Genomic DNA, 17980 nt, shown 5'->3' on the forward strand with positions numbered 1-17980 from the left:
TGTTTGAATGATTCTCAATTACAGATGAGAAAGGTTGTCGTCCGGCCGGCATAATGACCTTGAAGGCCTGATACTGATCTCCTCTGTTTAAACGCTGCATATTGCAGAACACCTCCAGGGTAGACCTGCAAGACAGACAGATTGTCAGTCGTCAGGTCCTTTGCTTCAGATACGAAAAGAAAAATGAAAAACAAAGACTCACGATATCCGGCCCGGCACCCCGCTCTGGTCGTGGCGATCTGCAGCAGCATCATGCTGCCACAGGTTAATGCAGCAACCGACAGCGCCCCGGATATGACCGTGACCGCGGATGCCAGTTCAGAGGGAAATTACAGCGCCACTCAGAGTAGCGTCGCCAGTAAAATGCCGACCGCGCGGATCGATGAGGCGCAGTCGGTCAGCGTGGTCACGCAGCAGCAACTGGACGATTACCAGGCAAGCTCACTGGCGGATGCGATGCGCTTCGTCAGCGGTGTGACCGAAGCGAACACGCTGGCTGGCACCGAAGATGGCTTTGTACGACGCGGATTTGGCAGCAACGCCGATGGCTCCATCTACCGGGATGGCATTCGCAGCAGTCAGGGATTGAATTTCGATGCCACGACCGAGCGGGTTGAGGTGCTGAAAGGCTCCTCCTCGCTGCTGTATGGCATTCAGAATCCGGGCGGCATTATCAATGTGGTCAGCAAAAAGCCGCAATACAGCTGGCACTCCAGCGTCAGCGGACGTTACGCCAGTGAAGGTGGCGGTGCGGGCACGCTGGATGTCACCGGCCCGCTGGGCAACGGCTTCGCCTTCCGGCTGATCGCCGAAAAGCAGAATCAGGATTACTGGCGCAACTTTGGCAGTGAAGAGCACACACTGCTGGCACCCTCTCTGCAATGGTATGGCGAGCAGGCAAGTTTTCTGATCAGCTATGCCGATTACCGCTATGACATTCCCTACGATCGCGGCACGGCCTTTATCGACGGCAAGCCGATCGACATCGGTTATAAAGATCGGCTGGATGACAAAGCCAATCACGCCTGGGGCCATAACAAAACCCTGAATGCTCATTATGACTGGCAGTTTAATGATGAGTGGCGCACCCGGTTAACCCTGGGCTGGAACCAGCGGCGCTATGACAACAATGAAGTGCGCGTGACGGCGGTGAACGCCAGCAGCGGCGTGGTCACACGTCGCGCCGATGCCAATCGCGGGTTTAACCACAAAACCAAATATCTGAGCTGGGATCTGCTGGGTAATCCCGAAATTCTGGGTATGCAGCACGCGCTGGTGGTGGGCACCGACTATGAGATGAACCAGACTTATCGTGCCCATCAGTATCAGGGCAAGGTCAACCGCCAGTTCAACTATTTCACGCCTGAATATGACTTGCTGTCACCGGTCACGGACGCCAGCACGGAAAATAGCGCAGCCGCCAATAACCTGAACCGCATTCATAGCCGGTCACTCTACGCCAAAGACAGCATTTCTCTATCACCCGACTGGATTGTGGTGCTGGGCGGTCGTTATCAGCATTATGAACAGCGCGCCTCACGCGGCTTTAATCCGCAGGTGGAAACCCTGAATGATGAGGGTAATAAGTTTCTGCCGCAGGCGGGGGTGATCTACAAACTCACACCTGATCTCTCTTTCTACACCAGCGTCAGTAAGTCGTTCACCCCGTCAACCGACGTGGATGATGAGGGCAATGTCGGCAAACCGGAACAGGGCACCAGTTGGGAGGTTGGCAGTAAATGGCAACTCTCGCCGAAACTGTTCGCCACCGTCGCGCTCTATCGGATAGACGAAAAAGCGATGTCGCTGAATATTAATGGCAGCACGCGGGCCATTGATAAAGCCCGATCGACCGGCGCTGAGTTTGAGCTGAACGGCGAAATTGCACCCGGCTGGGATTTGAGCGCGAACTACAGCTATGATCAGGCAGAGATCGTTAATGACCGGGTTAATCCGGATAACAATGGCAATCGTCTGCAGAATGCGCCGCGCCATGCCGGTGCGCTCTATCTCAGTCATGAGATGCAAATCAGCAGCCTGCCCGGCTCGTTCCGGCTCGGCGGCGGTGCACGCTATGTCGGCAGCCGTGCAGGCGATCCCGATAACAGTTTCACCCTGCCCGACTATGTGGTGGCAGACAGTTTCGTGGCATGGAACAACCGCCTGTTCGGTGAAAAAACGCAGCTGCGTCTGAACATCAATAACCTGTTTAACCAGCACTATTACAGTTCAAGCGGCGGCAACCTGCGCGTCCGTGAAGGTGAAACCCGCAATCTGATGGTACAGGCCCGTGTTGAATTTTAAATCGCTGCGCTGTGCGTTATTAATACTTAGCGTGATACTGGTCAGCGCTGGCGCACACGCCCGCACGCTGACCGACATCACCGGCCGTAAGGTAGAGATACCCGACCATCCGCAGCGTATTGTGCTGGGTGAAAGCCGGATGCTCTACAGCGTCGCGCTGCTGACGCCCGGCAATCCGCTGCAGCATATCGCTGGCTGGCCACAGGATCTGAAAAAGTTTGATCCCCAGACCTGGCAGATTTTTGCCAGTAAGTTTCCGCAGATGGAGGAAATTCCGGTACTGGGTCTGGATGGCGTCAATGACATGAATCCCGAACAGGTGATCGCACTGAAACCGGACCTGGTGATCCTGCCGCAGCTGGCGCGCGGCAGTGAAAGCGGAGCAGTGCTGGAGAAGATGCTCAGCGCGGCGCATATCCCGGTGGTGAAGATCGATCTGCGGGTTGAGCTGCTGAAAAATACCGAGCGCAGCATGACCCTGCTGGGCGAGGTGCTGAATCAGCCCCAGCGGGCTGCTGACTTCAATCGCTTTTACCGCAGCCACATGCAGCGCATTGAGAGCCGACTGGCGGACTATCACGGAGCTAAACCTAAAGTTCTTTTGCAGCTGCATCTCGGGCGGCGCAGTGAATGCTGCGTGACGTCGGTGAATGGCAACCTGGGTGAGCTGCTGCGCTTTGCCGGGGGCGACAACATTGCCAGTCAGCAGATCAAAGGCGTGTTCGGACGGCTGAGTGAGGAGAGTGTGATTGCGGCACAGCCCGACTTTTACTTCGCCACCGGCACCGGCAGCGCCGATGAAGCGGGAGCCTTAAAACTCGGCCCCGCCGTCACAACAGCGCAGACCCGGCAGAGCCTGCTGGCGCTGACCGGTCAGCAGAATGCGCTGAAGCAGCTGACGGCATTGCGGGACGGTCATGCCGGGGCAATCTGGCACAACTTTTACCTCAGTCCGTGGCACGTGGTAGCGACAGAATTCTTCGCCACCACGCTCTATCCGCAACTGTTCCGCGATGTCGATCCTGAACAGACATTGCGGCAGCTGTTCCATGATTTCCTGCCGATCCCCTATTCGGGCAGCTACCTCTACCGGCTCGCACCGGAGGCGACGTCGGACTCAGGCGGCTGACAGCCCGCGATTTTTCACCCGGACGATATCGGCCATCACCGACAGCGCAATCTCCGCCGGGGTTTTGCTGCCGATAGGCAGGCCGATGGGCGCATGGATGCGGTCCAGTTCGGCACGATCCATGCCGGCGATCTGTTGTAGTCGCGCCCGTCGTTTCTCGCTATTTTTCGCTGAGCCCATGATGCCGATATAGAACGCGGGTGTCGCGATCGCCTCCATCATCGTCAGGTCATCAATGCGGGGATCGTGGGTCAGTGCCACAATCGCCACCGCTGCATGCGCGCCGTTCAGCTCCAGCCAGCGCGCCGGATGCTGTGACACCAGCGTCACGTTGTCCGTAGCGCTGAAGTGGCTCTCCAGCTCCGTCAGCATCTCCGGTCGGTGCTCACAGACCCGCACGTGAAATCCCAGCATCTGCCCGAGCCGGATGCACTCATATGCCACAGTCGAGTAGCCCGCGATCAGCAGTTCCGGTATCGCACCAACCGGCAGTAACATCTGCTGTTCACTGGCATCCAGCGCAGGCAACACCCTGTCAGGGGCGAGCACTTCCCACTGCGCACGTTCGCCGGGTCGTATCATTTTCACCATCGGCTGCTGTCCGCTCAGCGCGCGCTGCATGGCCGTCAGCAGCGCCAGCGTGGCATCATCGGGCGGCAGAAACTCAATGACGATCTCCAGGCTGCCGCCGCACGGCAGGCTGACGTCAGGACGCATTCCGCCTTCACCGTACCGCACCCGCTGACTGCTGGCGCGATAGGCTCCTGCCGCCAGTTGCGCCAGAAAGTCCTCTTCAATGCAGCCGCCCGACAGCGATCCGCAGTAAGCACCCGTTTCGTTGACCGTCATCAGGGTGCCAGGCGCGCGCGGCGAAGATCCATAGGTGCGCAGCACCGTGCAGAGCCAGACCTGCTGACCCGCCTGGCAGCTGCTCAGTGCCGCATTAATCACACGTTGATCCAGCGTAATCATGAAAATTCCTTTATTAACTGCAGATCAGCAGGGAGATCGATATCACACAAACAGCCGCGATCCTGAAGCGGCAGCCGGACGGCGAGTGACTTCACCGCCGCCTGCGGCCCGGCATCGCCCTGTAGCGTGCTCAGCATCGGATAGCAGGGGTGCTGAAAGCCAACCGGATGGCCCGGCCTGCCGTCAATCCACGGCCTGACGATCGGCGCGTCCGCCAGCGCGGCGCTGACGGCGCGGTAACTTTCAGGCGTGACAAACGGCATATCGCCCAGCGCAATCAGCCAGCCGTCATAGTCACGGCTGGCTTTGACACCTGCGGCGATTGATTCGCCCAGCCCGCCGCTGTCACACAGCACCAGGGTAGCCTGCGAGCAGAGCGCCTTAAGCGCAGCGGCGTCCGGGCGCGTGACCACAAACAGGTCAAGACCACTGGCAGCGGCCTGCTCCAGCGTGCGTTGCAGCACCGGTTTGCCATTCAGATCGGCCAGCAGCTTATGCTCACCCGCCTGCTGGCGAAAACGGCGACTCAGCCCGGCGGCCAGCACAATCAACGCTATCTTCACTCTTTCTCTCCGCTAAGCGTGAAAAACGGGCGCAGGTTTCAGCCCGCGCCCGCATATCCTCACATCGACCTGCTGGCAGCAGGTCAGGAACAGGCTCAGATAATCTTATCGAGAGTAATAGGTAAGTCGCGCACCCGCTTACCGGTGGCATGGAACACCGCATTACTGATCGCTGCCGCCACGCCCACGATACCCAGCTCACCCACGGCTTTACCGCCCATGGTGGTCGCCTCAAAATCGGGCTCGCCAACGTTGATGGTGGTAATGCTCGGGATGTCACCGTTAACCGGCACCAGATAGTCCGCCAGGTTGTTGTTGATCACCCGACCATTTCGTGGATCGACGATGCCCTCTTCCATCAGCGCCTGACCGACGCCCATGATCATGCCGCCAATCCACTGGCTGCGCGCCAGTTTAGGGTTGTAGAGACGACCGCTGTCGAGCGCCGCCACCATCCGTTTGACCCGGATAGTGCCGAAATCTTCATCGACCCGCACTTCCACAAACTGCGCGCTCCAGCTGTGGGCCGAGAATTTTTCAGGGCGGCTCATGTCATTAAGGTTGCGCACCATCTTGTCGCGCTCGCTCTGTGACAGATCGTCCGGGAAAGTGCCGCCTTTCACCGTCAGACTCTCCGCCGGTGCCAGGCTTGCCAGCCGGGCAAATGAGACCGCCAGACCGCTGCGCAGATTATGCTGAACCCCGTCGCCTTTCAGCGTGAGCTGAGATGCCGGAGTGCCATTCAGTGGCGACTGTGGCAGCTCGCTGGCGAGTTTCAGCAGCTGGTCGCGCATTCGTCTGGCGGTATCGTTCACCGCCGCGGTCACGTTGCCCGCAAGCTGCGATCCACCTGCGACACCGGCACGCGGCAGCTCAGTATCACCCAGCTGAACCTCAATGGTGGTGGAGGCGACGCCAAGAATGTCGGCAGCGGTCTGCGCCAGGATGGTATAGGTCCCGGTGCCGATATCCGCACCGGCGCACTGCACCACAAATTTACCCTGTGGGGTCAGGATGATTTTTGCCTCAGCAGGCAGTTTGTTGACCGGATAGGTGCCAGAGGCCATGCCCCAGCCAATCAATTCACGCCCTTCGCGCATCGACCGCGGCGTCATAATGCGCTTATCCCAGCCAAAGGCTTCAGCCCCTTTCTGATAGGCTTCTTTCAGGCGACGCGAACTCCACGGCAGATCGAGCTGATAATCTTTGTCTGCCCAGTTGCGCAGACGCAACTCCAGCGGATCGATATTCAGGGCATAGGCCATCTCGTCCATCGCCACTTCCAAGCCAAAGGCGCTGGGGTTTTCACCTGGCGCCCGCATCCAGCCTGGCGTCACGGTATTGATCGGCCTGACCTGATGCTGGGCGGAGACGTTGCCCACCGCATACATGCGGGCGGTGACTTTGCTGCAGTTCTCAGCAAATACATCGATTAATGAGGTTTCACTGAAGCTGCGCTGGATAATCGCCTGGATTTTGCCGTCACGCGAGGCACCCAGTTCCAGCTGCTGCGAGGTGGCGGGACGTCCGCCCAGACCGGTAAAGGTCTGCGGTCGGGTCAGCGACACTTTGATAGGACGCTTCAGCGCTCGTGATGCCACACTGGCCAGTGCGACGTGGGTGTAAGGCACCGGCTTGGACCCAAATCCCCCGCCGACATAGGGCGAAATAATCCGCACATCTTCAACGTCAATGCCCATCCACTCGGCGATTTCCACCTGCGCGCCTGCCACCCACTGACTCGGCTCCCAGACGGTCATGCGTCCATCCTGCCACTCAGCGACACAGGCGTGCGGTTCCATCGGCATGTTGTATTCGCGCGGCGTGGTATAGCGCTGGCTCAGACGCACCTCGGCCTGCTGCATCGCCGCCTGTGCATCGCCCATATCGATATCCTGTTTCGATACCGGTTTCGGTTCGACACCCTCATCGGTGGCAAAAATCAGTGCAGGCGAGGTTTCATAGTCGATCTCCACCAGCGAGGCGGCATAAGTTGCCTGCTCAAACGTCTCTGCCACCACCAGACCGATGTTCTGGCCGTTGTGAATAATCACATCGTCCTGAATCGGGGTATAGGTTGACTGTGCCGCGCCGCCGTCTGCAATCGCGGTAGGTTTGTTGATCTTCAGGCTATTCAGATGGGTATAAACCGCCACCACTCCCGAGGCCTGCTGCGCCTTTTCCGTAGACATCCGGCTGATACGGCCGCTGGCAACAGTAGACTGGATCACCACGCCATAGAGCGGATTTCCCGGCTGATGTTCTACCGCATACCGCGCCTCACCGGTGACTTTTACTTTGCCGTCACCCCGCGAGCGCCCGGCGCCCAGTCCCTCAATCGGATCGGTGGTTTCTGGTTCCGCCGTGGCAGTATCACTGGCACTGGCGCTTTGCATACTCAGCCCCAGGCTGCCCGCCGCTGAGATCGCCGCCGTCGCCTTCAGTAACTCCCGACGTGCTTTGTCATTTACGTCACTCATGCGGTTTCTCCTGCTGCCATCAGCGCACGTGCAATCACACGCGGCGCCAGTTTTACTTTATAGGCGTTGTGGGTCAGCGCCTGCGTCTCCTGAGTAATCCGTTCTGCCGCCTGGAAGACCGTCTCTTCATTAAACGGCTGTCCCTCCAGCGCCTGCTCCACCGTTCTGACCCGCCAGGGTTTGGTGGCGACGCCGCCCAGCGCAATATGCACCTGACGCATCACGCCGTTCTCCAGCGTGAAGCCTGCGGCCGCGCTGGCTGCAGCAAACTCATAAGAGCTGCGGTCACGGACTTTAAGGTAGTGTGAGTGTCGCAGTGACTCGGTTTGCGGCACTTCAATGGCCACAATAATTTCGTCATCGCGCAGATCGTGCTCACGATCAGGTGTATCACCCGGCAGCAGGAAGAAATCATCAATCACGATGCGACGGGTTTCGCCCTGCTGATTCTGCAGAACCACGATGGCGTCAAACGCCACCAGCGCCACCGCCAGATCGCCGGGATAGACCGCGATGCAGCTGTCGCTGGCGCCCAGGATGGCATGATTGCTGTTAACGCCATCCAGTGCGGCGCAGCCGGAACCCGGATTGCGTTTGTTACAGGCGGAAAAGGTCGCCGGATCGCGGTAATAGGCGCAACGGGTACGCTGGCGTAAATTACCGCCCAGCGTGGCCATGTTACGAATCTGCGGTGACGCGGCCTGCCACAGACTGCCGTAGATGGCTGGCGCGTTCTGCTGGCAGGCGGGATGATCCGCCAGGCCGCTCATGGTGACCAGCGCACCGGCCGTGATCTTATCGTCGTCAAACTGCAGGTTTTTAAGCCCGGTCAATCCAGTGATGCCGATGAGCTGCGGCGGCGTGAAGACCCCACACTTCATCAGGTCGAGTTGTGTGGTGCCGCCTGCCAGAAACTGGCTGCCAGACTGCTGTTTCAGGGCTGCGGCTTCCTCAGGCGACTGCGCGACTTTCCAGCTGAATTCATTCATGCGGACTCCTTCGCCATCTCTGCTGCGGCCTGTTTAATCGCATCCACAATGTGCGGATATGCTCCACAACGGCAAAGGTTGCCGCTCATATACTCACGGATCTCATCCTCTGAACCCGCATGGCCCTCTTTGATGCAGGCGACGGCGGACATAATCTGACCCGGTGTACAGTAGCCGCACTGGAAGGCGTCATTCTCCATAAAGCAGCGCTGCACCGGGTGCAGCTCACCTTCGGTGGAAGCCAGCCCTTCAATGCTGGTCACTTCGGCGCCATCCGCCTGAGCCGCCAGCGTCAGGCAACTCAGCACCCGCTGGCCATTAATCAGTACCGTGCAGGCACCGCACTGCCCCTGATCGCACCCTTTTTTGGTGCCGGTCAGGTTAAGATGCTCACGCAGCGCATCAAGCAGGGTGACACGGGGATCGACCTGCATCTGCTGCGACTGACCATTAACCTGCATTGTTAGCGATATTTTTTCCGACATTGTCTGCTTCCCATTGTTGGGGGCCAAAAGATGTAATTTTTTATAGGTTTATTTCTGACGGGGTTCGAATCGGGGGAAAATCGTGATAACCCTAATCTTTACGCGCGTATCTCTGCTTTAAGGTTTAGCAGCTTTTTGGCAATTTTGCGGGGAAGCAGGGAAAAGTAAGTGTTATCTGAATGGCGGAGCGAGATTGAATCGGGATAAATATGTGTTCATACAACTCTCATCTAAATGATTTTATTAATTTTATTGAAAAAAGCTTTTATAGCCGTCGTTCATAGGGTTTATCTGTCCGCCTCATTAATCCTGCCGCGAAATGTGTAACCCTGAAAGGCAATTTCGGGTCTGATAGCAGGTCGGGTAGCGAAGCCGTAGTTAACGTCGATAAATCGGCCTGTCCCGACCGGGATAACCGATCAAACAGGTCAGAGGGCCTATGCTGAAAGAAAATTTTAACGATCTAATCTATCTGGTGGTGGTAGCAGAAGAGCGCAGCTTCACCCGGGCAGCGGCGAAGCTGGGTGTGTCGCAGTCGGCACTGAGCCACGCGATTCGCGCTCTGGAAGAGCGTCTTAGCGTCCGGTTGCTGACGCGCACTACTCGCAGCGTTGCCCCGACAGAAGCCGGTGAACGGCTGATCACTACCCTCGCCCCGCTGTTCAGCGAGATTGAGTCTGAACTGGTCAATGTCACTGACAGTCAGGGTAAAATCTCCGGCAACATTCGTATCACCGCAGGCGAACATGCGCTCACCTCTACACTCTGGCCGCTGCTCAGGCCCTTTCTTCAGCAATACCCCGATGTCCATGTTGAAGTGTCGGTGGATAACAGTCTGACCGATATTGTCAGCGGCCGTTTCGATGCGGGCGTGCGACTGGGTGAGCAGGTCGAAAAGGATATGGTGGCGGTGCGCATCGGGCCGGACTGGAATATGTGCGTGGTGGCAGCCAGCAGCTATTTTGATCAGCACGGCAGACCTGAGACTCCCTATGATTTACAGCATCATAACTGCATCAACCTGCGGCTGCCGACGCTGGGTGGCCTCTATAACTGGGAGTTTATGCGTGATGGCAAGGAGATCAGGGTCAAAACGCAGGGTCAGTTAATTTTTAATCATCTCGCGTCGCGCATTGATGCCGCACTGAGCGGGATGGGGATCTGCTATGTGCCGCAGGATAGCGTTGCGGAACACCTTAAAAGTGGCCGTCTGGTTCAGGTGCTGGCTGACTGGTGTGAGCCTTTTCCGGGTTATTATCTTTACTATCCCAGCCGCAGACAGCACACCAGCGCCTTTACACGTTTGATTGATGCGGTGCGCTATCGCGGTTGAGAGACAGCCGCGATAGCCAGTCAGCTGGCATTAATCCGCTGGCGTTCAAGCTGTCGCGTTTTGCGGCCTGAAATCACCATCGCCACGATAAACACCAGTGCAAACAGCACCACGATCGTGGGTGCTGGAGCGCTGTCGATAAAGAACGAGAGATAGACCCCACTCAGCGACACCAGCACCGACACCACGACCGCCACCAGCAGCGCATGTGAAAAGCGGCGGGTGAGCAGAACTGCGATAGCACCGGGCGCGATCAGCAGGGAAATCGACAGGATAATCCCTACTGCTTTCAGCGTCGCCACAATGGTCAGCGATACCATGCAGAGTAGACCGTAATGCAGCCAGCGTGCGGGTAAGCCAGAGACCTGTGCCTGCTGCGGATCAAAACTGAACAGCATAAAATCACGCCATTTCACCGCAATGACCCCGACGATCACCGCTGCGATAAGCGAGGTCTGAATTATGTCAGCGCCCGTAATACCCAGCATGTCACCAAACAGAATGTGATCAAGATGCACCTCCGGTTTCACGGCGATATAGAGGATCAATCCCACCGCGAACATGCCGGAGAAGACGATTCCCAGCACCGTATCCTGCTTGATGCGACTGTTGTCCTGCAGAAATCCACTGGCAACAGCACAGAACAGACCGGCGACAAACGCGCCCACCGCCAGCGGCAGCCCGGCCATCCAGGCGAGGACGATGCCGGGGAATACCGCATGGCTCATGGCATCGCCCATCAGCGCCCAGCCTTTCAGCACCAGAAAGACCGACAGCAGCGCACAGGGGATCGCCACCACCAGCGCAATCAGCAACGCGCTGTTCATAAAAGCGAACTGGAAAGGTTCAAAGATCCACATCAGCCAGGCTCCTTTTCGGGACGATGGCGGCCACGACGCCGGTTAGCCAGCAAGCCATGTTTGGGCGCAAAAACAAACGCCAGCAGGAACAGCAACGTCTGCGCCACCACGATGATGCCGCCCGTTGCGCCATCCAGGTAGTAACTCGCCCAGGCGCCGAGAAAACTGGTGATACTGCCAATCGCGACTGCAATCATCAGCAGACGCGGGAAGCGATCGGTGAGCATCCAGGCCGTCGCGCCTGGCGTCACTACCAGACAGATCACCAGAAATGCACCGACGGTTTGCAGCGCCGCCACGGTTGAGACTGCCAGCAGGGTAAAGAAGAGGACTTTCAGTCGTTCAGGACGCAGTCCGATAGCGCGCGCGTGATTCTCATCAAAGAAGGTGACCATCAGATCCTTCCACTTAAACAGCAGAATGATGATCGACAGCCCGCCAATCAGCGCCAGCTGAAGTATATCTGCGGGCGCAATCGCCAGAATATTGCCGAGCACAATGGTCTGAATGTTTACCGCGGTCGGATTGAGCGACACCATAAACAGACCCAGACCAAAGAAGGAGGAGAAGATCAGGCCGATGATTGCATCTTCTTTTAAGCGGGTGCGCTGATTGAGTAACAGCATACTGCCCGCCGCCAGCCCACCTGAGAGAAACGCGCCCAGCGCAAAGGGCAGTCCCAGCATGTAAGCACCCGCTACGCCCGGCACGATGGAGTGCGACAGCGCATCGCCAATCAGCGACCAGCCTTTGAGCATCAGATAGCAGGAGAGAAACGCACACAGGCCGCCGACCATGGCGGAGACCCACATCGCGTTGAGCATGTAGTGATAACCAAAAGGCTCCAGTAACAGTTCCATGGTCAGTTTCCGTCTTCAGGTGCCGTACGTGGCGCAATAAAAGGCCGCTCATCGTCGGTGATAATCTGATCGTCCAGCCCTTTCACCATCACATGACGCAGCACCCCACTGAATGCACGCTCAAGGTTGGCGGCGGTAAAGGTGGTGCGCGTCGGGCCGCTGGCCAGAATGGTGCCTTTGACTATCACGGTGTAATCGCAGAACTCCGTGACCGATCCCAGATTATGCGTTGAGACCAGCATGGTCTTGCCTTCATCGCGCAGCTCACCCAGCAGGCTGATGATTCTGGCCTCAGTCTGAACGTCCACGCCGGTAAACGGCTCATCCAGCAGGATAACGCTGCCCTGCTGGGCAATGGCGCGCGCCAGAAATACCCTTTTCTTCTGTCCGCCGGAGAGTTCACCGATTTGACGATGGCGGTAATCCAGCATATCGACCCGCGCCAGCGCATCACTGACAATCTGCTGGTCGTGCGGTTTCGGTCGACGCAGCAGGCCCATATGACCGTAGCGACCCATCATTACCACATCTTCCACCAGCACCGGAAAAGACCAGTCCACCTCTTCCGACTGCGGCACATATGCGACCAGACTCTGACGCAGTGCTTCACGAGTTGGCATGCCGAGCACTGAGATGCTGCCGCTGGCGAGCCGGACAAAGCCCATCAGCGCTTTGAACAGGGTTGACTTACCTGAGCCATTGACGCCCACCAGCGCCGCAATCGATCCGCCCGGCACGCTGAAGCTGGCATCATGCAACGCGGTGTGACCGTTGCGATAGGTCACGGTGACATCCGAAACAACGATGGTGTCTGTCATTGCGCTTTCTCTCCCGCTTTAATGCCCTGCGCCAGCGTCTCCGTGGTGACTCTGAGCAGATCCAGATAGGTCGGCACCGGTCCCTGAGCGTTGCTTAATGAGTCGACGTAAAGCACCCCACCGTAATGCGCACCCGTTTCCCGCGCGACCTGGCGGGCTGGCTTATCCGACACGGTGCTTTCACTGAACACCGCTGGAATAGCATTTTTCTTCACCTGGTCGATCACTTTTCTCACCTGTTGCGGCGTGCCTTGCTGATCAGCATTTACAGGCCACAGGTAGAGTTCTTTCATGCCCAGGTCGCGAGCCAGATAGGAGAATGCGCCTTCGCTGGTCACCATCCAGCGTTTATCCTCCGGGATGTCGGCAATCTGCTGGCGAAGCGGATCCAGCGCTGCGGTGATTTTTTGTTTATAGGCGGCGGCGTTCTGACGATAGGTTTCCGCATGCGCCGGGTCATATTTCACCAGCGCATCACGGATATTATCGACATAGATCAGCGCATTGTCCGGAGACATCCAGGCGTGCGGATTCGGTTTACCGTTATAAGGCCCCTCGCCTATACCGATCGGTTTTACCCCGGCAGAGACAATCACTTCCGGCACCCCATCCAGATGCTGATAAAAACGCTCAAACCAGCGTTCGAGATTAAGCCCGTTCGCCATGATTAACTGCGCACCCTGCGCACGTTTGATATCGCCGGGCGTCGGCTGATATTCGTGTATTTCAGCACCCGGTTTGGTAATGGAAGTGACTTCGGCCGCATCGCCCGCCACGTTTTTTACCATGTCAGCGATGACCGTAAACGTCGTCACTACCTTAAATTTTTCTGCTGCATAGCTGCTGGTCGCCATCAGGGTTGTCAGTAGCGCACTCAGTAGCATCATGGTTATTTTTCTTTTCGGGACCATAGGGCGATCTCCAGAGGTGATTAAAAACAGAACATAATTAGCATAGGCTATTTTTTATAGCACAGGCTATACCTTTGTAACAGCGAAGGGTTGTGAAGTTTCTTCAGCGTCCGGGCCCGAATGTGAAGTTTTGTAAGCTAGGTGTTTTACTTATTGATATGTAAAAAGTTAATTTCAATGATGGGAAGTTTATGGAAAGCGTGATGTATAGCTATAACCGGGTTTGACGCCTTTCTCATCTGTGGTTGAGTAAACCGCAGGAACGATAACAGGATTACAAAAAGCCCATCCTGACGGCGCAATTTACCGAACAGCGTTCTGACACCTGGCGGCACTCACATGACACGCATAGCAGACCGACAATTAAAATAATCTTATTGATAGGCTGAATTGATTAAGCTTCGTAAATTTTTTTGCTACAGTTAATGTTACTTACCGCAATCACCCAGGAGGATAATTTGTATTTTTCCAGCGACGAAAAAGCGAATGTCATCATTGGCGAAGCCGCAATGAACCTGTTTAATGCCGGTCAGGAAGTGAATGTTGAACTGCTGATTAATGAACTAAGGGTCATGGCTGACTCTGAAGTTAATGAGACTCGCCTTGAGCAGATGCAGCATGCGCTTCAATGGCTGATGGGGTTCAAAACCATCGGTTCCCGCAGCACCGCCCCGGCGACCTGGCTTGCCAAAACCACTGGCAAAGAGCCCGCTGCTCCCGTCTCTGCCGATGACATCTTCTTTAAACACTAACCCAGGTCTGCCGTTCCTCTCCGGCCTTAATATTCAGGTCGGAGCGTCGCTGGGGTGTTAATGATACAAGAATCTGGTACAATTTTTACCTCGCTACAAACTCCTCGTAACACCCTGTTTTAAAAGCCTTAGCACTTTTTGCACAAAAAAATTAATCCCAAAAATCCAAAATTCTGTACAAGTTTTGCAAAGATGTATAACTTGCGCATCCAGAGTGCATACATTTAAATCACCTGAGGACAACAACATGCGTCAGAACGGACAAGCCCCGGAAACGATCAGCGATATTGCCCGTTACTTCAATCAGGCCAGCTCACCGTCGCAACAGGAGACGCTGGGTTCGGTTGTGGTGGAAATTCTGCGCGCAGGTCACAGCCTTAGTCGGAAAACGATTTGCAGTAAACTGCTGAGTCGCCTTGAACTGGCTGCCACGCCAGAAGAAGAGAGTCATCTGCATGAACTCATTGCGATGCTTTTTCGTCGCGAAGATTAATGCCCTCTCACGGTCGTGTATGTTAATCAGGACGCCTGTTTCAGCCATCACCCAGGAAGATCTACCCTAGCAATAAAGCCCAGTACTGCTTCCCGTATCGGGTGCGCCAGGTCGCACCCGCTGACGCATACGGACCCGCAGCATGGCCATTGATTCGCAATCAGAGAAGCCAGTATGTACAGAAGTGAAGATGAGAAACTGACAGATGTCATGATCGGCGAAGCCGTTCTGACATTACTCAAGTCAGACAAACCGGTATCCAGCAATGCCTTAATCGCACAGCTCGAACTGATGGCTGCTGATGCTGACGACGACGTGAAAGTGTCAGTGATTCGCAAAGCCATCACCGAAGTCCGTAATGGTATGGTTGCCGCGCGCAAACGCGTGCAGGGCGACGGTGCCGAACGTGATAACACGGCTCATCGTATGAACAGTGATGGCCCGCCTGAGGGTTCGAAAAAGCACTGATTGAGCGTACTGCGTACCTGATACATGCGGCTAATTTTAAGCGAAGCGGCAGACCTGAACAGAATTTTTAAGGCGGGCTGGGCAAAACGAAAACTGCGTCTACACTCGTTTTTGACTTCAACCATTGCATCTGACTCATTTTCCTCAGAGAAAGAAAAATCATGCAGCATTCATCATCAGATTCTTCAATCATTGACTACTTCCGTAGCGCAGGCGATCAGCTTGCTCCGGAAACTGAACTGCTGGGCGCAGTGATTCGTGACATTGTTGCTGATCAGGGACGTGTAACCAATAAAGCGATCATCCTCTATCTGATCGCGGAACTGGAATGCACTTCAGATGTTGTCAGGCTGGATGTGTTACGCAAAACGCTGGAAATCGTGGTTGGCCGCACGCCAGACGATACCGGTATCTGATACGCCATTCTGCGTTACCTCTGGTAACGCAGGATACTCTTCCCACCCCGCCCGCTTTTGTAACCGTTCATCACTTCCGCTGTATACCGGATATGCCACACCAAAACGATAAGATATAAAAATTCTTTTGCGGTTTAATGATGTGGCAGGCAATTTATCCCGACGATAACGCTTTTTTGCAATCATGCCAGAAGATGATCATTCAGGTTTAATAATACCTGCCAATGAAACGACGCACTTCTTTACCTGAAATTCGCTACCCATAATGAATAATCAACAGAAGGATCTGACTGACATTTTTAATTTTGTCATCAACCGTCACGCTGAATAAAAAAGAAACGACCGACTCACAGTAAAATCCCTTTTAAAGGCTGCGAACAATATGCAAAGCCTCTTATGCTCGCCGATGTCAAAGGTAGCAGGGACGCTATCATGACACAGGCCGGGACAACGCCCGGCATCAGGCCTGGCAACCTTAATGCATCTTACGAGTGAAAAAGCTTATCGCTTCCTGACACAATGCTTTCAGCCTGCTGTCACGCGTCTCTTCGCTCAGGCGAAACAGCGCGTCCGTAATGTCGTGGAAATGAACCGGCTCTCCCGCCTTGATCAAATCACTGACTACCGCACCAACCAGCGCACGGATTTCATTATCGTTGTCGTACTTCACACGACCTCCCGATGGTGTATGCATATACAGTCTATCATTAGCGGGAGCCAAAAAACAAAAAAGCCGTCAAGCGGGAAATATAAGCGAAGCGGCAAAAAGGTTATTAACTATACAACCTCAGAATATTATCTTGATTTATTTTCACCCCATGCAGCCCTGAAGCTATAAATAGCCAAAACGTGGTAGCAACCGCTGTAATCTATTTATGCCCATGTATATTGAGAGTTGGATAGTTATATATCGCGGAAACAGAATTTTGGCTGAATGTGTTATAAACACTTTTTCGACTCACTGTTTGTTGCGATAACCTGCGCGGCAGCTTTCCCGGCCTGATATGTTCTGACCAGCCTTTCACAAATGATCATCTGACAATGGCCAGCAGTATGATAAAACTATCGTCATCCTCTGGTGTCACGAGCAGCACATGGCTAAATTTACCCTGAAACAGATTGCTGCCCAGTCGGGACTCAGTCTGGCGACCATCGACCGGGCACTGCATCAGCGCGGCAACGTGCATGCCACAACCCAGCACCGAATCCAGCAGGCGATAGCGGACCTGGAACTGATGCAAAAAGCGGGACTCGCCAGGGGAAGAACGATCTATTTCGACGTCATCATGCATACACCTGACCGCTTTCAGCCACTGATACGTGAGGCGTTCAGCAGTCAGATTGCCAGTTTTACTGCCTTTAAACTTCAGCTGCGTTTCCACTTCGGCGCGAATTTGACTGCGGAGGCGATTAACGCGCTGCTGAATAAAAAAGCGTTGCATAGTCACGGCGTCATTCTTAAGGCAGCCTGTTCTGGTGAACTTCATCCCACCCTTGAATCACTGCTGAAACAACGCGTTCCGGTGGTCACCATGATGAGTGACCTGCCCGGCAGCGCGCGCCTGCGCTATATCGGCATGGATAATTTTGATGCCGGTAAAGTGGCGGCTTTTCTGATGTCAAAATGGCTGCGGGTTAGTCGTTCGCATATTGTGGCTGTGACCGGCAGTCACGATTTCATTGGCGAACAGGAGAGAATTCAGGGATTTCAGCGAGCAATGCAGGAGTTTGCGCCCCAGCATCAGGTGAGCGTGGTGGCAGGCGGTTATGGCATTGACGCCCGGATGCAGCAGTCGGTGACACAGTTCTTGCAGAGCCATCCGGATGCAGATGCGGTCTACACAGTCGGTGGCGGTAATCCCGGCATACTGCGCGCTTTTGCCGAACAAAAGCGGACGGTTAACGCTTTTATTGGTCACGATCTCGATCGTGAGAATCGTGCACTGCTGCAGGCCGGTAAAATTGATGCATTAATCGAGCATAATTTACAGCTTGATGCGCTGCACGCTTTCAGAACGCTGCTGGCGTTTCATGGATTTTTGCCCGCCTCAGAACCACCCGCGCCTTACTCTAAAATCAACATCATCACCCGTTACAACATGACAGCCTGAAAAACTGTCAGGCAATTAATGAGCCCGGCTCATAAC

The 17980-nt window shown here is 55.4% G+C and carries 18 protein-coding genes; 8 read left to right on the forward strand and 10 right to left on the reverse strand.

Annotated features, from left to right (window positions below; all coding sequences use genetic code 11):
• Positions 1-183: 183 nt before the first annotated feature.
• Positions 184-2304, forward strand: a complete 2121-nt coding sequence (locus GVJ63_RS11005) for a TonB-dependent siderophore receptor (protein ID WP_159226857.1) — start codon at positions 184-186, stop codon at positions 2302-2304.
• On the forward strand, positions 2291-3433 hold the full coding sequence (locus GVJ63_RS11010; RefSeq protein ID WP_159226858.1) for an ABC transporter substrate-binding protein: 1143 nt from the start codon (positions 2291-2293) through the stop codon (positions 3431-3433). Before GVJ63_RS11005 ends, GVJ63_RS11010 begins: the two co-directional genes overlap by 14 nt.
• Here GVJ63_RS11010 and GVJ63_RS11015 read toward each other — a convergent pair.
• The 5 genes from GVJ63_RS11015 to GVJ63_RS11035 all read right to left on the reverse strand — a co-directional run bounded on the left by GVJ63_RS11015 (position 3422) and on the right by GVJ63_RS11035 (position 8922).
• Positions 3422-4405 (reverse strand): XdhC family protein, encoded by a 984-nt coding sequence (locus GVJ63_RS11015; protein ID WP_159226859.1) that lies wholly within the window; start codon positions 4403-4405, stop codon positions 3422-3424. The two genes, GVJ63_RS11010 and GVJ63_RS11015, sit on opposite strands and share 12 nt — an antisense overlap.
• Positions 4402-4968: an NTP transferase domain-containing protein gene (locus GVJ63_RS11020; RefSeq protein ID WP_033768802.1), complete on the reverse strand. Its 567-nt coding sequence runs from the start codon at positions 4966-4968 to the stop codon at positions 4402-4404. Before GVJ63_RS11020 ends, GVJ63_RS11015 begins: the two co-directional genes overlap by 4 nt.
• Positions 4969-5063: 95 nt before the next feature.
• A complete protein-coding gene (locus GVJ63_RS11025) occupies positions 5064-7448 on the reverse strand; it encodes a xanthine dehydrogenase family protein molybdopterin-binding subunit (protein WP_124890650.1) in 2385 nt (794 codons plus the stop codon).
• Positions 7445-8437, reverse strand: a complete 993-nt coding sequence (locus GVJ63_RS11030; RefSeq protein ID WP_124890651.1) for a xanthine dehydrogenase family protein subunit M — start codon at positions 8435-8437, stop codon at positions 7445-7447. The genes GVJ63_RS11025 and GVJ63_RS11030 overlap by 4 nt, the downstream gene beginning before the upstream one ends.
• Positions 8434-8922, reverse strand: a complete 489-nt coding sequence (locus GVJ63_RS11035; RefSeq protein ID WP_022624540.1) for a (2Fe-2S)-binding protein — start codon at positions 8920-8922, stop codon at positions 8434-8436. The genes GVJ63_RS11030 and GVJ63_RS11035 overlap by 4 nt, the downstream gene beginning before the upstream one ends.
• A 439-nt stretch (positions 8923-9361) precedes the next feature.
• Between GVJ63_RS11035 and GVJ63_RS11040 the strand changes: the two genes are divergently transcribed.
• Positions 9362-10255: a LysR family transcriptional regulator gene (locus GVJ63_RS11040; RefSeq protein ID WP_010246903.1), complete on the forward strand. Its 894-nt coding sequence runs from the start codon at positions 9362-9364 to the stop codon at positions 10253-10255.
• A gap of 20 nt (positions 10256-10275) precedes the next feature.
• Here the strand turns inward: GVJ63_RS11040 and GVJ63_RS11045 are convergent, their stop codons facing one another.
• Genes GVJ63_RS11045 through GVJ63_RS11060 form a run of 4 tightly spaced genes read right to left on the reverse strand, consistent with a single transcriptional unit; the run spans position 10276 to position 13680 of the window.
• Positions 10276-11115: a metal ABC transporter permease gene (locus GVJ63_RS11045; protein WP_159226860.1), complete on the reverse strand. Its 840-nt coding sequence runs from the start codon at positions 11113-11115 to the stop codon at positions 10276-10278.
• Positions 11115-11975 (reverse strand): iron/manganese ABC transporter permease subunit SitC, encoded by an 861-nt coding sequence (gene sitC / locus GVJ63_RS11050; protein ID WP_010246899.1) that lies wholly within the window; start codon positions 11973-11975, stop codon positions 11115-11117. The genes GVJ63_RS11045 and sitC overlap by 1 nt, the downstream gene beginning before the upstream one ends.
• Before the next feature lie 2 nt (positions 11976-11977).
• Entirely contained in the window at positions 11978-12793 is an 816-nt protein-coding gene (locus tag GVJ63_RS11055) for a manganese/iron ABC transporter ATP-binding protein (RefSeq protein WP_010246897.1), read from the reverse strand.
• Complete coding sequence (locus tag GVJ63_RS11060) at positions 12790-13680, reverse strand: metal ABC transporter substrate-binding protein (protein WP_370516265.1); 891 nt, start codon at positions 13678-13680, stop codon at positions 12790-12792. The genes GVJ63_RS11055 and GVJ63_RS11060 overlap by 4 nt, the downstream gene beginning before the upstream one ends.
• Before the next feature lie 482 nt (positions 13681-14162).
• Between GVJ63_RS11060 and GVJ63_RS11065 the strand changes: the two genes are divergently transcribed.
• The 4 genes from GVJ63_RS11065 to GVJ63_RS11080 all read left to right on the forward strand — a co-directional run bounded on the left by GVJ63_RS11065 (position 14163) and on the right by GVJ63_RS11080 (position 15833).
• Entirely contained in the window at positions 14163-14456 is a 294-nt protein-coding gene (locus GVJ63_RS11065) for a hypothetical protein (protein ID WP_010246892.1), read from the forward strand.
• A 247-nt stretch (positions 14457-14703) separates the two neighbouring features.
• Positions 14704-14949 carry a regulatory protein YcgZ gene (gene ycgZ / locus GVJ63_RS11070; RefSeq protein WP_010246891.1) on the forward strand — a complete coding sequence of 82 codons (246 nt, stop codon included), beginning with the start codon at positions 14704-14706 and terminating at the stop codon, positions 14947-14949.
• Positions 14950-15123: 174 nt separating this feature from the next.
• Positions 15124-15417 carry a hypothetical protein gene (locus GVJ63_RS11075; protein WP_010246889.1) on the forward strand — a complete coding sequence of 98 codons (294 nt, stop codon included), beginning with the start codon at positions 15124-15126 and terminating at the stop codon, positions 15415-15417.
• A 161-nt stretch (positions 15418-15578) separates the two neighbouring features.
• Positions 15579-15833 (forward strand): biofilm/acid-resistance regulator YmgB/AriR, encoded by a 255-nt coding sequence (locus GVJ63_RS11080; RefSeq protein WP_010246887.1) that lies wholly within the window; start codon positions 15579-15581, stop codon positions 15831-15833.
• 475 nt (positions 15834-16308) lie between these two features.
• On the opposite strand, the gene GVJ63_RS11085 is transcribed toward GVJ63_RS11080, so the two are convergent.
• Complete coding sequence (locus GVJ63_RS11085; protein WP_010246886.1) at positions 16309-16503, reverse strand: hypothetical protein; 195 nt, start codon at positions 16501-16503, stop codon at positions 16309-16311.
• Positions 16504-16927: 424 nt separating this feature from the next.
• On the opposite strand from GVJ63_RS11085, the gene GVJ63_RS11090 reads away from it, so the two are divergent.
• Positions 16928-17944, forward strand: coding sequence for a substrate-binding domain-containing protein (locus GVJ63_RS11090; RefSeq protein WP_033768778.1), 1017 nt, complete (start codon positions 16928-16930; stop codon positions 17942-17944).
• Positions 17945-17980: the final 36 nt, after the last annotated feature.

Source organism: Pantoea sp. 18059, assembly GCF_902706165.1.
Taxonomy (GTDB): Bacteria; Pseudomonadota; Gammaproteobacteria; order Enterobacterales; family Enterobacteriaceae; genus Pantoea; species Pantoea agglomerans.